The 15,365-nt window shown below is 61.8% G+C and carries 10 protein-coding genes and 1 tRNA gene; 7 read left to right on the top strand and 4 right to left on the bottom strand.

Annotated elements, in window-relative coordinates:
* Positions 1-23: 23 nt before the first annotated feature.
* The 6 genes from AC2FML_RS08790 to AC2FML_RS08765 all read left to right on the top strand — a co-directional run bounded on the left by AC2FML_RS08790 (position 24) and on the right by AC2FML_RS08765 (position 8,145).
* Positions 24-2,018, top strand: a complete 1,995-nt coding sequence (locus AC2FML_RS08790; protein ID WP_496782818.1) for a CocE/NonD family hydrolase — start codon at positions 24-26, stop codon at positions 2,016-2,018.
* A 127-nt stretch (positions 2,019-2,145) separates the two neighbouring features.
* Complete coding sequence (locus AC2FML_RS08785) at positions 2,146-3,732, top strand: ABC transporter substrate-binding protein (protein WP_496782816.1); 1,587 nt, start codon at positions 2,146-2,148, stop codon at positions 3,730-3,732.
* 15 nt (positions 3,733-3,747) lie between these two features.
* Entirely contained in the window at positions 3,748-4,704 is a 957-nt protein-coding gene (locus AC2FML_RS08780) for an ABC transporter permease (protein ID WP_170340107.1), read from the top strand.
* Positions 4,701-5,516: an ABC transporter permease gene (locus AC2FML_RS08775; protein ID WP_170340710.1), complete on the top strand. Its 816-nt coding sequence runs from the start codon at positions 4,701-4,703 to the stop codon at positions 5,514-5,516. The genes AC2FML_RS08780 and AC2FML_RS08775 overlap by 4 nt, the downstream gene beginning before the upstream one ends.
* On the top strand, positions 5,513-7,150 hold the full coding sequence (locus AC2FML_RS08770; protein ID WP_496782814.1) for an ABC transporter ATP-binding protein: 1,638 nt from the start codon (positions 5,513-5,515) through the stop codon (positions 7,148-7,150). Before AC2FML_RS08775 ends, AC2FML_RS08770 begins: the two co-directional genes overlap by 4 nt.
* Positions 7,151-7,308: 158 nt before the next feature.
* Complete coding sequence (locus tag AC2FML_RS08765) at positions 7,309-8,145, top strand: alkaline phosphatase family protein (protein ID WP_496782813.1); 837 nt, start codon at positions 7,309-7,311, stop codon at positions 8,143-8,145.
* Positions 8,146-8,151: 6 nt separating this feature from the next.
* On the opposite strand, the gene AC2FML_RS08760 is transcribed toward AC2FML_RS08765, so the two are convergent.
* From AC2FML_RS08760 to AC2FML_RS08745, 4 genes are all read right to left on the bottom strand, one after another.
* The gene (locus tag AC2FML_RS08760) at positions 8,152-9,075 is read right to left on the bottom strand and encodes an alpha/beta hydrolase (protein WP_496782811.1); all 924 of its coding nucleotides are present in this window, start codon (positions 9,073-9,075) and stop codon (positions 8,152-8,154) included.
* 12 nt (positions 9,076-9,087) lie between these two features.
* On the bottom strand, positions 9,088-10,977 hold the full coding sequence (locus AC2FML_RS08755; protein ID WP_170340702.1) for an acyl-CoA synthetase: 1,890 nt from the start codon (positions 10,975-10,977) through the stop codon (positions 9,088-9,090).
* Positions 10,978-11,131: 154 nt separating this feature from the next.
* On the bottom strand, positions 11,132-12,952 hold the full coding sequence (locus tag AC2FML_RS08750; RefSeq protein WP_170369562.1) for an ABC transporter transmembrane domain-containing protein: 1,821 nt from the start codon (positions 12,950-12,952) through the stop codon (positions 11,132-11,134).
* 128 nt (positions 12,953-13,080) lie between these two features.
* Positions 13,081-13,154: transfer RNA gene (locus AC2FML_RS08745), tRNA-Gly, on the bottom strand.
* A gap of 307 nt (positions 13,155-13,461) precedes the next feature.
* Between AC2FML_RS08745 and AC2FML_RS08740 the strand changes: the two genes are divergently transcribed.
* Positions 13,462-15,351, top strand: coding sequence for a PhoX family protein (locus AC2FML_RS08740; RefSeq protein ID WP_496782809.1), 1,890 nt, complete (start codon positions 13,462-13,464; stop codon positions 15,349-15,351).
* The last annotated feature ends 14 nt before the right edge of the window (positions 15,352-15,365 follow it).

Below are 15,365 nucleotides of genomic sequence, written 5' to 3'. Positions count from 1 at the left end.
CCGAACCGCCTGAGACTGGGCACATGACTCAGGCGAAGAACTCACTGGCCGAGATCGAAGAGGTTCCGGATCAGGGCATCATTCTGTCGGACGGCTGCCGCCTGTCGGCGCGGATCTGGCGGCCTGTCGATGCGCCGCAGCACCCGGTGCCCGCCATTTTGGAATACCTGCCTTATCGCAAGCGCGACGGCACGACGGCGCGCGATGCCCTGACCCATCCCTGGTTTGCCAAACGTGGATACGCCTGCATCCGCGTCGACATGCGCGGCAACGGCGACAGCCAGGGACTGATGGAGGATGAATACACCCAGCAGGAACTGGACGACGCCGTCGAAGTGATCGAATGGCTGGCCCAACAGCCCTGGTGCAGCGGCGCGGTCGGGATGATGGGGATCAGCTGGGGCGGCTTCAACGCGCTGCAAGTGGCGGCGCTGCAACCCGCGCCGTTGAATGCCATCATCACCCTGTGTTCGACCGCCGACCGTTATGCCGATGACATCCATTACAAGGGCGGCTGCCTTCTGAACGAGAATCTGGGCTGGGGGGCCACCATGTGGTCGTATTCGTCCCGCCCGCCCGACCCGGCGCTGCGTGACGACTGGCGCGAGATGTGGCTGCAGCGGTTGACGGCCGAACCGTTTCTGCCCTCGGTCTGGCTGCGGCATCAGACCCGCGATGCCTATTGGCGACATGGGTCTGTCTGCGAAGACCCCGGCGCGATCCGAGCCGCGACACTGGCGGTGGGCGGCTGGGGTGATGCCTACAAGAACACGGTGCCCTGGCTGGTCGAGAACCTGACTGCGCCGGTCAAGGGCATCGTCGGCCCCTGGGTGCACAAGTACCCGCATTTTGCCGTGCCCGAACCACGCATCGGCTTCCTGCAAGAGGCGCTGCGCTGGTGGGACCGCTGGCTGAAGGGCAAAAAGACCGGAGTTGAACAGGACCCGGCCTATCGCGCCTATCTGATGGATGGCGTGCGCCCGGCGCGCTGGTATGCCGAACGCCCGGGCCATTGGATCACCGAGGATGCCAGCGCCACGTCCCACCTGCCGACGGTCACCCTTCCGCTTTCCGAAGCCGGGCTGGGTAAGGACGGCCCCTTGGATACCAAAATCCGCTCGCCGCATCATTGCGGCATGGATGGCGGCGAATATTGCGCCATCTGGCTGGGTCCGGACATGCCGGGCGACCAGCGGGCAGATGACGCTCTGTCTGCCTGTTTCGACACGACCCCTCTGACCGCAGATCTGGACATTGTCGGTGCCCCGCGCCTGCGCTTGAAGCTGAGTGTCGACAAACCACAAGCCCAGATTGCCGTTCGGCTGAACCAAATCCACCCCGACGGAGCTGCGACTCGGATCACCTATGGTGTATTGAATCTGACCCATACGGAGGGGCATTCGTCCCCCAAAACGTTGATACCCGGACAGGTCTACGACATCGAAGTTGTGCTGGACCACGTCGCCTACCGGGTTCCCAAGGACCACAGCCTGCGCGTTGCCGTCTCAAGCGCCTATTGGCCGCTGATCTGGCCTTCGCCGGAAACAGCGGAGCTCCACCTGACAGGCGGCACGTTCACGATCCCCCAGCGCGACAGGTCGGATCGGGATGAATGGCAATTTGCCCCACCCGATGCGGACTCTCCGTGGCAAGTGACCCAATTGCGAGAGGCGACCCATGCGCGGCGCGTCGAAACTGACATGACGACCGGCGTCATCGATCTGGTCATCGAAGATGATTTCGGCTTGGTCGAAGACGCGGATCATGGTCTGGTCAGCGGCGGAACCGCTTTTGAACGGTGGTCGATCCATCCGGACGATCCGCTGAGCGCGCGCGGTTGCTGCGAATGGGTACAAGAGACCCGTCGCGACGGCATCCAACTGCGAACCGAGGCCAATTGCGAGATGTGGTCGGACCGATCCAGCTTTCATCTGCGCGCGACGCTTGATGCCTTTGAAAACGATGTGAAGATTTTTTCCAAAACCGTGGAGGACACCATACCTCGTGATCAGATGTGATTTTGCTGGTGGCAAGTCCCCGAGATTTGACCTTGCCCGCCGAGACGAAATGCGCCAACGTTGACTCATGCGTCAATAAAAAGCCCGTAAAACGGGCACACAAAACACTCAACTGGGAGATATCCGAATGAACGAACAACTCACTCACATGGCCAGCCAGGTGACCGCCGGGAAACTGACCCGACGTGAATTCATGGGGAAGGCAGCCGCATTGGGTGTATCGGCTGCCATGGCCAGCACCGTCTTCGCCGACGCGGCCCGCGCCGCTGGCGCCAAGAAAGGTGGCGATCTGAAACTGGGCCTGCAGGGCGGTGAATCCACGAACTCGCTGGACCCGGCCACCTATGCCAGCTCGGTTCCGTTCCAGAACGGCAAGCAGTTCGGCGACCAACTGGTCGAAGTCGCCCCCGACGGCACGATCGAGCCGCGCCTGGCCGAAAGCGTTGAAGGCAGCGCCGATGCCAAGGTGTGGACGTTCAAACTGCGTCAGGGGGTCGAGTTCCACAACGGCAAGACCATGACCAGCGAGGACGTGCTGAAAACGATGCAGCGCCACTCGAACGAAGATTCGAAGTCGGGCGCGTTGGGCATCATGAAGGGCATCGAGTCGATGAAGGCCGATGGCGAATATTTTCAGGTCACCCTGAACGAGCCGAACGCCGATCTGCCTTACCTGATGGCCGATTATCACCTGATCATCCAGCCGGACGGCGGAATGGACAACCCGGGCGCCGGTATCGGCACCGGTCCGTACAAGCTGGAAGCGGACGAACCCGGTGTGCGCCACCTGTTCTCCAAATTCGAGAACCACTGGAACCCGGATTTCGGCAACTTTGACAGCGTCGAAGTGGTGGTCATCAACGATGCCACGGCCCGGACGGCCGCGCTGCAGTCGGGTCAGGTTCACGCGATCAACCGGGTTGAGCCCAAGGTTGCCGACCTCTTGGGTCGTGCGCCCAACCTGACCGTACATTCGACGGCAGGACGCGGCCACTACGTGTTCATCATGCATTGTGACACGGCGCCGTTCGACAGCAACGAGCTGCGGACCGCTCTGAAATACGCGATCAACCGCGAAGAACTGGTCGAGAAGGTACTGCGCGGCTATGGCTCGGTCGGGAACGACATGCCGATCAACGCAGCATACCCGCTGTTCGATGAGACGATCCCGCAGCGTGAGTTCAGCGTCGAAAAAGCCGCCGAACATTACAAGAAGTCCGGTCATGACGGGTCGCCCATCATTCTGCGTGTGGCCGACGGAGCCTTCCCTGGCGCCGTAGATGCCGCAGCCCTGTTCCAGCAGACCGCCCAGCAGGCCGGCATCCCGCTTGAGATCAAGCGCGAGCCGAATGATGGCTACTGGTCCGAAGTCTGGAACGTACAGCCGTTCTGCGCGTCCTACTGGGGCGGCCGCCCGGTGCAGGACCAGATGTACGCAACTGCCTATCTGTCCACCGCCGACTGGAACGACACCCGGTTCAAGGTCAAACAGTTCGACGACCTGCTGTTTGCCGCGCGTGCCGAGCTGGATCCGGCAAAGCGCAAGGCCATCTACAGCCAGATGGGCATGATGGTCCGTGACCAGGGCGGCCTGATCTGCCCGATGTTCAACGACTTTGTCGAAGGCATCAGCAACCAGCTGGATGGCTGGGAAACTGATCCGACCCAAGAGATGATGAACGGCAACATGTCCCGCAAGATGTGGTTCGTCTAACTCGGATCGACAGGTATGCATCCTATCATCAAACTGGTTTCCCAGCGCCTGGCGCTGGGATTCCTCTTGCTGTTTGGCGCTTCGGCCCTGATTTTCGGGTTGACCGAGGCCCTACCCGGAGACGCCGCGCAAGCCGTCCTGGGGCAGTCCGCCACCCCTGAATCCCTTGCCAACCTCCGTGAGGAGATGGGGCTGAACCGTCCCGCCTTGACCCGGTATTTCGAATGGCTTGGCGGAATTGTCCAAGGTGACATGGGCACGTCCCTGACCAACAAGCTGGACATCGCCGAGTCGGTCAGCAACCGATTGGGCAATACGTTGTTTCTTGCCTTCTGGGCGGCCATCGTCTCGGTGCCCCTTGCAATTTTTCTTGGCCTCGTCGCGGTACGCTACCGCAACCGCTGGCCCGACAAGCTGATCTCAGCCGTTACTCTGACGACAATCTCGATCCCGGAATTCCTGATCGGCTACGTCCTTGTCTATTTCATCGCGGTCAAGCTGGGCATGTTCTCGCCGCTGGCGATGATCAATGACAGCATGTCCTTTTGGCAAAAGCTGAACTCGATCGCGCTGCCCGTCATCGTGCTGACCATGGTGGTTCTGGCGCATATGATGCGCATGACTCGCGCCGCAATTTTGAACGTAATGCAGTCGGCTTATGTCGAAACGGCCGAACTCAAGGGCCTGAGCAACTTCAAGGTCATCTGGCGCCATGCCTTCCCGAACGCCATCGCCCCCATCGTGAACGTGGTGATGCTGAACCTGGCCTATCTGGTCGTCGGCGTCGTCGTGGTCGAGGTGGTGTTCGTCTATCCCGGCATGGGACAGTATCTGGTGGACCATGTGACCAAGCGCGATGTGCCGGTGGTGCTGGCCTGCGGCGTCATCTTTGCCGCCATCTATATCGGGCTGAACATGGTTGCCGACATCGTCGCGATCCTGGCCAACCCAAGGCTGAGGCACCCGAAATGAAGAACATCCCAATCTCTGCAATGATCGGGCTGGCCTTCACCGCCCTGTATTTCATCATCGCCGTCTTTGCGCCCTTCCTGGCGCCCTACGGTATGGCCGAGGTGGTCGGCGACGTGTGGGAGCCCTCGAGTTCGGAATTCTGGCTGGGCACCGACAATATCGGCCGCGATCTTCTCAGCCGAATGATCTATGGCGGGCGCACCACGATCTTCATCGCCACCGCCGCCACCATCCTCAGCTTCGTCACCGGTTCGATCCTGGGCTTTCTGGCGGCCGTGCTGGGAGGCTGGGCCGATCAGGTGATGTCGCGGACCGTGGACCTGATCATGTCGATCCCGTCGCTGATCACCGCGCTGGTGGTTCTGGCGATGGTGCCGGTCACCATCCCGGTTCTGATCGTGGTCATGGGCCTGCTGGACGCCACCCGCGTCTATCGTCTGGCCCGGGCCGTGGCCGTTGACATCGAAGTCATGGACTATGTCGAGGCCGCCAAGCTGCGCGGTGAGGGCCGCGGCTGGATCATCTTCCGCGAGATCCTGCCCAACGCGCTGTCCCCGCTGGTGGCCGAACTGGGCCTGCGCTTCATCTTCATGGTGCTGTTCGTCTCGACCCTGTCGTTCCTGGGCCTGGGCGTTCAACCTCCGCTGGCCGATTGGGGCGGTATCGTGAAAGAAAACAAGGACGGCATCGTCTATGGCATCGGCGCGGCGCTGTACCCGGCGGTGGCCATCGCCACGCTGGCCATCTCGGTCAACCTGGTGGCCGACTGGATCCTGAACCGCACCACATCGCTGAAAGGAGGCCGGGGATGAGCGATACCCTTCTCAAGGTCCGTGACCTCAAGATCGGCGCAACCGTCTACCCGCCGGGCGAAAAGCCCCGCGACATCGAAATCGTGCACGGGGTCAGCTTTGACCTCGAGCGCGGCAAGGTGCTGGGGCTGATCGGGGAATCCGGTGCGGGCAAATCGACCATCGGGCTGGCATCGATGGCTTATGGCCGGGGCGGCGTTAAGATCACCGGCGGTGAGGTCTGGGTGAACGGGCGCGACATCCTCAAGACGTCGCTGTCGGATATCCGCAAACTGCGCGGCGGCGAGGTGACCTATGTGTCGCAATCGGCGGCGGCGTCCTTCAATCCCGCCAAGAAGATCATGGATCAGGTGGTCGAAGCCGCGGTCGAGCAGAAGAAGTTCAGCCGCAAAGAGGCCGAGGCCCGTGCGCGTGAGCTGTTCGCCAAGCTGGGCCTTCCCGACCCGGACAACATCGGCAACCGCTATCCGCACCAGGTCTCGGGCGGGCAGCTGCAGCGTTGCATGACGGCGCTGGCGCTGTGCCCCGAGCCGGATCTGGTGGTGTTCGACGAACCCACGACCGCGCTCGACGTGACCACCCAGATCGACGTCCTGATGGCGATCAAGGAAGCAATCCGCGACACCGGCGTGGCCGCGCTGTACATCACCCACGATCTGGCGGTCGTGGCGCAGGTCAGCGATGACATCATGGTGCTGCGCATGGGTGACACGGTCGAATACGGCACCACCGACCAGATCATCAACAACCCACAAGAAGAGTACACGCGGGCGCTGGTCTCGGTCCGTTCGATCGAACACGAGGAAAAACAGCCCACGCCCGAACCCGTGCTGCAGGTTGATGGCATCACGGCCCGTTACAAGGGGCTGAATTTCGACGTGCTGCACAACGTCAATGTCGAGGTACATCCGGGCCAGACGCTGGCGGTCGTGGGGGAATCGGGGTCGGGCAAGTCCACGCTGGCCCGGGTGATCACCGGCCTGCTGCCCCCGCGCGACGGCGAGATCAACTTTGCCGGGCGCAAGCTCAGCCCCGATCTGGCCGGACGCTCGCGCGAGGACCTGCGCGAGTTGCAGATGATCTACCAGATGGCCGATGTTGCGATGAACCCGCGCCAGACGGTGGGTACAATTATCGGCCGGCCGCTCGAGTTCTACTTCAACATGCGCGGCACCGAGAAGCGCAAGCGCATCGTTGAACTGCTGGACGAGATCGAACTGGGCGAAGGTTTCATCGACCGGTACCCGGCCGAGCTGTCCGGCGGTCAGAAACAGCGTGTGTGCATCGCCCGCGCGCTGGCGGCCAAGCCCAGGATGATCATCTGTGACGAGGTCACCTCGGCGCTGGATCCTCTGGTAGCGGACGGTATTCTCAAGCTGTTGCTGGACCTGCAGAAGATCGAGGACGTGGCCTATCTGTTCATCACCCATGACCTGGCGACGGTGCGCGCGATCAGTGACAGCATCGCCGTGATGTATCAGGGGCGCGTGGTGCGCTATGGGCCCAAATCGCAGGTGCTGAGCCCGCCGTTCGACGACTATACCGATCTGCTGCTCAGTTCGGTGCCGGAAATGCATCTGGGCTGGCTGGAAGAGGTCGTGGCCCACCGCAAGATGGAGAGCGCCGGCAACTGAGCCGCTGGCTGTGCAGGCCGACAAAACACTCTGAAATCCCGACACTTTGTTTCTATCGAAGTGTCGGGATTTTCTCAGTTCTGGCGGGAACAGGCAGCCTTGGCTGACCGAATCTCCTAGGGTGGGCCAAATAAGCCATCCAATACGAGGGCCATGCGATGGACCGCAAGCTTCTGCTCATCATTCTCGACGGGGTTCCCTGGCGCAATTTCCGCCGGCTATTCGGCAACCTCGAGGGCTGGGTCGACAGCGGCGAGGCGCGGGTTTGGAAGCTGCGTTCGGTGCTGCCTTCGATCTCGGCCAGCTGCTATGCCTCGATCCACACGGGCGTGACACCACAGGAGCATGGCTGCACCGGAAACGGCAACGTGTTCCGGCTGGACCACAAGGACATATTCAGCCAGGTGCGCGAGGCCGGCGGCGTGACCGGGGCCGTTACCCACAGCTTCTGGTCGCAGTTCTTCAACCGCCACCCTTTCGACTATGTGCGCGACATCGAATACGACGAGCCGGACAGCGCCACCATCAACCACGGCCGCTTCCACTCGATGACGGGCTATGGCAAGGCCAACCAGATGACGCCGTCCGATGTCGACCTGTTCGCGACCCTGACCAACCTGTGCCTGCGGTTCGGGCTGGATTACGGCATTCTCCATACCTGTACGCTCGACAGCATGGGCCACCGCTTCTACCACGACTGTGAAGAGATGGATCACGCCTGCTTCGTCTTGGACGAGATGCTGGCCCCTTTCATTCCCCGCTGGCGGCAGTTGGGATACGAGGTGATCGTGACCGCCGATCACGGCCAGGACGAGCGCGGCCACCACGGCGGGCGCAGCGTGCTGCAGCAGGAAACGGCGCTGTACTACTTCGGCGATGCCGAGGGTCCCGATGCGGAAACGGTCATTGACCAATTACAGTTGGCGCCCACGATCCTGACCCGCATGGGCGCACCGGTGGCCGAGACGATGAAGGCCAGGCCGTTCCTGCGCTGAGCGCGGTCAGTCGTAGTTCCACAACCCCTGCCCCAGCGCCTCGACCGCGATCGAGATCCGTTCGAAGCTGTCGGCGGCGCGGGTCACCGAATGGCGGGCGCGCAGGTAGCCATGCACGAGTCCGGCCTCGTTGATCCAATGCGCCTGCCCGCCGGCGGCGGTGATTTTGGCGCAGTACGCGGCTCCGTCATCACGCAGGGGATCGCAGTCGGCGGTCACGACTACCGTCGGCGGCAGCCCGGAAAAGTCGGTATCGAGCAGGGGTGCGAATGTTGGGTCATGTTCCGGGACGGCGCCGCCGCAGCGGACCTTTTCATAGAACAGGACCTCGTCGCGCGTCAGCATCGGGGCGTGGGCGTGTTCGATGTACGATCCCTGGTTCGGGTCGCCGCCCAAACCGGGATAGATCAGAACCTGCCCCAGGATGCTCCCGATGCGCCCGCGCGCGTGATGGGCGACGGCTGCGGCCAGGTTTCCGCCCGCGCTGTCCCCGGCCAGAACCAGCGGATCGCCGAATTCGGATTCCACCCAGTTCACCGCGGTCCAGCAATCCTGGAACTGCGCCGGATGAACATGTTCAGGACACAGGCGGTAGTCGACCGCCACCACCCGATAGCCAGTTTGGGCGCACAGTTCGGCGCAGACGTCATCGTGGCTGTCCAGCCCGCCCACGACGAACCCGCCGCCATGCATGTAGACGACGGTTCGGGTTGGATCTCCGCAGGAATAGATGCGCACCCCGACCCCATCGGCCGAGCTGTCCCGCGTTTCGACGCCCGGTGGACGCGGCTGCCGAAACGCGCGGCACATGTCGTCATAGACGCGGCGCTGGTCCTCGATGGACCGATCCACCGCGTCTTCGGGATAGCTTTCGGCGGTGCGCCGGATGAACGCCCAGGTCTCCTCGTCGATCAGACGTTCATAGTCCATTGCCCCTCCGGATCAGTCGGCCCACTCCCACGGCCGGGTGAAGTTGCCCAGCACTTGGTTCACATCGTCCTCGGATGCGCCGTTCGCGTCAAGCTGCGCGACAAGGCCGCGCTTTTTGTCGTCGATGACCGACACGACTCGCGCCGCAACGCCGGCGGTTTCCAACGCCTGGTTGTAGACCCGCGTGATCGCCTGTTTTCGCAGTTCTGGCTTGAAGACCTTGCCCACCGCCGTCTTCGGCAGTTCGGGTAGGATGGTCATGTGCTTGGGATGCGCCGCGCGTTCGTGCACGTGCACCTTGCAGTATTCCAGCAGTTCTTCCTCGGTCACGCTGGCGCCTTCGACCAGTTCGACAAAGGCACAGGGAACCTCGCCCGCATGGGCGTCGGGCTGGCCGATGGCGCCGGCAAAGGCCACCGCGTCATGGCCCAGCAAGGCCTCTTCGATCTCGGCCGGGTCGATATTGTGGCCGCCGCGAATGATCAGATCCTTGGCCCGGCCCGTGATCCACAGATACCCGTCCGCATCGAACCGTCCCAGGTCGCCGGTGCGCAGGTACTTGTCGAAATAGTAGAGATCGACGTTTTTGTCCTCCTCGGTATAGGTGTTCCCGGCATAGACACCCGGGTTCGACACGCAGATTTCGCCCACTTCGTCCACCGCGCATTCCTTGGGCCCGTCGGGGCTGTCGCGCAGGATCTTGACGTCGGTGTACGGGAACGGAATCCCGATCGAGCCAATTTTCTTCTCGCCATCCACCGGGTTGCAGGACACCAGGCAGGTGGCCTCGGTCAGGCCATAACCTTCGACGATGGTCACACCGGTCGCTTTCTCGAACCGGCGGAACAGTTCGACCGGCAGCGGAGCCGAACCCGAGAAGGCCGTCTTGACGGTCGAGATGTCGGCATCCACCGGACGCTGCATCTTGGCCGAGATCGCCGTGGGCACGGTGATGATGAACGAAACTTTCCAACGTTCGATCAGCTTCCAGAAGTTGTCGAACACGCCGTCGCCGCGATAACCGGCGGGGGTCGGGAACACCACATGGGCGCCCGACGACACCGCCGCCATCACGATCACATGGCAGGCAAAGACGTGGAACATCGGCAGCGGGCACATGATCACGTCCTCTTCCGAGAACAGCAGCGTGTGGCCCAGCCACCCATTGTAGATCATGCCGGAATATTTGTGCTGCGCGACCTTGGGCATACCTGTGGTGCCGCCGGTATGGAAATAGCAGGCAACCCGGTCCTCTTTGCTGTCCTCGAAGGTCAGCGTGGTGGGTTGCTTCGCCAGTTCCTTGTTGAAATCCAGATAATCGGCGTGGGCCAGATGCTCTTTGTCGGCCATCTTGGGCCGGACCAAAGGCACGATCCACGATTTCGGCGGCGTCAGGTACCGGTTCAGGTCAATCTCCAACACGGTGTTGACACCCGGCGCGTGGCGCACGGCCTCGGCGACCTTCTGCGCGACGTCCGTTTTCGGGAATGGCTTCAGCGTGACCACGACCTTGGCCTTGGTCTCACGCAGGATCGACGCGATCTGCTCTGGCTCGAGCAGCGGGTTGATCGGGTTCACGATCCCGGCCACCGCGCCGCCCATCATGGTGACCAGCGTCTCGTTGCAGTTGGGCAGCACATAGGCCACCACGTCGTTTTCCTTGACCCCCAAAGAGCGGAACAGGTTGGCCGCCTGGTTCGTCTTGGTCAGCAGTTGCGACCATGTCAGGGTTTCGGCCTTGTCCTTGGGGCCGGACAGGATCTGGAAACTGATCGCGTTGCGATCCGGGAACTTGGCGGCCGTCCGCGAGAGCAGTTGATGGAACGTGACGGGGACGTCGCGGTCCTCCCACGGCATTTCCTGCTCCATTCTCAGTTTGTCTTCCTTGCCCACAAAGGCCATGTGGTTCCTCCCCTTTTTTACCCTGCATTTTTGCAGGCTGTCTTGCGTCCAAGATGTAAGCAAATGCAGCCCTGCGCAAGCGAGGGCTTACCCTCGGGCAAGGGGAAAAAGTAGAATGACGCTACGGCGGTTCGCGAAATGCCCGCGCGTCACTTCACTCGGCGGCCACACCATCGGTGAACTGGAGACGCGCCAGACGCGCATAAAGCCCATCTTGCGCCACCAGATCGTCATGGGTGCCCTGCGCCACGATCCGGCCGTTCTCCATCACCACGATGCGATCGGCCTTTTTCACGGTGGCCAGGCGGTGCGCCACGATCAGGGTGGTGCGCCCGGCGCGCATCTGGTCGACAGCGGCCTGAACGGCGCGCTCGCTCTCGGCGTCCAGCGCCGAGGTCGCCTCGTCCAGCAGCAGAACCGGAGCGTCGCGCAAAATCGCCCGCGCGATGGCGATGCGCTGTTTCTGACCGCCCGACAGCATCACGCCGCGTTCGCCGACGAAACTGTCATAGCCTTCGGGCAGGGCCGAGATGAAGTCATGCGCCGCGGCGGCACGGGCCGCGGCCTCGACCTCGGCATCCGAGGCGTCCAGCCGTCCGAACCGGATGTTTTCGCGCGCCGAGGCCGCAAAGATCACCGGATCCTGCGGAACCAGCGCCATGTGCTGCCGGAAATCCGCCCGGCGCATGTCGCCCAGATCGATCCCGTCTAGGCTGACCTGACCGGCCTCGGGGTCGTAGAACCGCTGGATCAACTGGATCACGGTCGTCTTGCCCGCGCCCGAGGGTCCGACGAAGGCCACGGTCTCGCCCGGGTTCACTGTCAGCGACAGGTCGTCCAGTGCCAGAACGTCTGGCCGGGCCGGGTAGCGGAAGGTGACGTTGTCAAAGGTGATCTGTCCCTTGATCGGCTGCGGCAGCGCCTTGGGTTGTGTCGGGTCGTTGACCGTATCTTCGGCGTTCAGCAACTCGACCAGCCGCTCGGTGGCGCCTGCGGCACGCTGCAGCTCGCTCCAGATTTCGGAAAGGGCGGCTACGGACCCGGCCATGATGATCGAATAGATCACGAACTGGATCAGCACGCCTTCGGTCATCACGCCGTTGCGCACATCGTTCGCCCCCATCCACAAAACTCCGACGATCCCCGAGAAAACCAGAAAGATCACGATCACCGTCAGAACCGCCCGCGTCTGGATACGGCGCAGGGAAACATGGTACGAGGTCTCGGTCATGTCGCCGAACTGGCGGCGGCTGGCGTCCTCATGGGTGAACGCCTGTACGGTCTGAACGGCGCCCAGCGCCTCGCCTGCATTGCCCGACGAGGCGGCGATCCAATCCTGGTTTTCGCGGCTTATGACCCTCAGCCGACGCCCGAGAACCAGGATCGGCACCACCACCACCGGGATCAGCAGCAAAACCAGCCCGGTCAGCTTGGCCGAGGTCAGCAACATCAGCACAAGCCCGCCGATGAACATCAGGAAATTCCGCAATGCGATCGACACTGACGAGCCCAGAACGGATTGGATCAGCGTGGTGTCGGTGGTGATACGGCTCAGGACCTCACCGGTCATGATGCGTTCGTAGAAGGCGGGGCTCATGCCGATGACGCGGTCAAAGACTGCCTTGCGGATGTCAGCCACGACCCGCTCGCCCAACCGGGTCACCAGCATGTACCGGATACCCGTTCCCACCGCCAGAACCGCCGCGATGCCCAGAGCCGCCAGGAAATACCAATCGAGCAGTTCACCGTCTTCGATGCGGAAGTTGTCGACCACGCGCCGCACCGCCAAAGGCAAGGTCAGGGTCATGCTGGCCGTCAGAACCAGCGCTAGCGTCGCCCCAAGCATCAGCAGCCGATAAGGTTTCATGAACGGCCACAAAGAGGCCAGCACGCCCAGCTTCCGGGATCCGGGTCGATCTTCATGAGCACCGGGCGCCTGCACGTTTGCTTGGTTGGCGGAGCGTGTTCTTGCCATGCCTGACCCTTTTTACCTTCTGGGACTCGCGATACGGCTTCTTGGCGGCGCAGGCGCGTCGGGTCAAGGAGACTGCGCGCAATAGCACCCCGACAAGGGCTTTTTGACGCAACTTATTCCGGAGAGTTTGGAGCGGGTAGACGGAATCGAACCGACATAGCCTGCTTGGAAGGCAGGGGCTTTACCATTAAGCTATACCCGCTTGGTGAAGGGCTGAGTAGTCCATGCCCGGGCCGTCGTCAAGAACCGAAATCCACCTACGCATCGCTTTTGCGACTGCCTGCGTGCGGTCAACCATTGCAGACTGCGCGGCCAACCGCCCATCGCTCTGAATTGCACTTGTTTTGGGGTCGCGCACTGGCGCAGCATACGATTGCAGTGCTTGCCGTTCGCGAAAACCTGCCTAGCGTGTGTACCGCCCCAAACGGTTAATGGGGTTGTTAAGTACCTGTAACAATCAGTTCCTAAATCCGTTTCACAAATTCATTCCGACAGCGAGGAATCATCCAATGAAAGACGTTGATCCAGCCACCCTTTCCGCCGACGATTGGGACGAACTGCATTTTCCCCGCCCCGACGAAAACGACTTTGACCGCGTCGTCGAAAGCGCCCTGTCGCGACGCGGCTTTCTGGGCGGAGTGTTGGCCTTCGGGTCGGGCGCTGCGGCCATGGGCAGCGGTCTGCTGGGGTCGACCTCAGCCTACGCACAGACCGCTTCTCGTTTTGCCTTCACTCCGATCGCGGCCCAGACCGATGGCACCGTGCATGTACCCGAGGGGTATGAATGGAAAGTCCTCATGCGCTGGGGCGATCCGCTGTTCTCCGAGGCTGACGGGTATGACATCACCGATGGTGGACCGGTCGAAAACTCGGACAAGGTTTTTGGCGAAAACACTGATGGTATGGAAACCTTCTCGTTCCAAGGGCACCAGTTGATCGCCATCAATCACGAGTATCCCAATCGCAAAATCAACCTGCCCGCAGCGCAGGAAGGTGTGCCCGCAAACGCGGATGACGTTCGAAAGTTGCAGAACCTGCAGGGTGTGACGGTGATGGAAATTGTCGAAACCCCGGATGGCTGGACCGTGGTCAAGGACAGCCCTTTCAATCGCCGAATTCACCACAACACCCCCATGAAGATCGTGGGGCCAGCAGCTGGCCACGACCTGCTGAAGACCGAGGCCGATCCGACCGGCACAACGTCGCTGGGCACGATGAACAATTGCGGCTCGGGCAAGACACCTTGGGGCACCTACCTGACCTGCGAAGAGAACTTCAACGGCTACTTCGGCTCCAGCAACGAAAGCGCGACATATGTTCCAAAGGTCGCGGATGGCTTCAAGCGATACGGCATCAAGGCCGAAAGCTGGAACGGGTACGAATTGTTCGATCCGCGGTTTGACACCTCGAAGAACCCCAACGAACCACATCGCGTCGGCTGGGTGGTCGAAATCGACCCGACCGATCCCAACAGCACCCCGGTCAAGCATACCGGACTTGGGCGGTTCAAACATGAAAACGCCGCGGTCGAGTTGGCCAAGGATGGTCGCATTGTCGTCTATATGGGCGATGATGAGCGGGGCGAATACCTGTACAAATTCGTCTCGAACGGCGTCTACACCCCCGGCGGGGATACCGAAGGTCTGCTGGATGACGGCACGCTGTATGTTGCCAGATTCAACGACGACATGTCCGGTGAATGGGTGCCGCTGACACCGGAAACCACCGGCATGGACGAAGCCGAGATTCTGATCTTTGCCCGCATCGCGGCGTCTGAGGCCGGTGGAACCACGATGGACCGACCGGAATGGGTTGCAACCAGCCCGGTTCTTGCCGAGGCCTATTGCTGCCTGACCAACAACAAGAACCGTGGCGTCAAACCCAACGCGGGTGGCGATGACACTTCGGTCAATGGCCCCAACCCTCGGGAAACCAACAAATACGGGCAGATTGTTCGCTGGCGGCCAGCCAACCAGGATTATGCAGAAACGGCGTTTCAGTGGGATCTGTACGTCATGGCCGGCAATCCGACAGTGCATTCCGATGCGTATGCCGGGTCCGAGAACGTAAACGAAGGTAACCTGTTCAACTCGCCCGACGGGATGATGATCGACAGCACCGGCGTGGTCTGGATCCAGACCGACGGGAACGACGACAACGAAGGAGATTTTGCAGGCCATGGCAACAACCAGATGCTGGCTGGCGACCCGATCACGGGTGAAATCGTTCGATTCATGACCGGCCCGAACGGCTGCGAGGTGACCGGTCTGACATGGTCGGCCGACCGCCGGACCATGTTTGTAGGCATCCAGCACCCCGGTGGATCCTGGCCAGATGGGGGCACGCCGCGTTCCTCGATCATCGCGATCAAACGCAAGGACAACGGACAGGTCGGCTGAACCGTCTTACCTCA

Source organism: Ruegeria sp. BHSC029, assembly GCF_059613085.1.
Note: the sequence above shows the minus strand (reverse complement) of the source record. Positions and strands in the feature narration are given on the sequence as shown.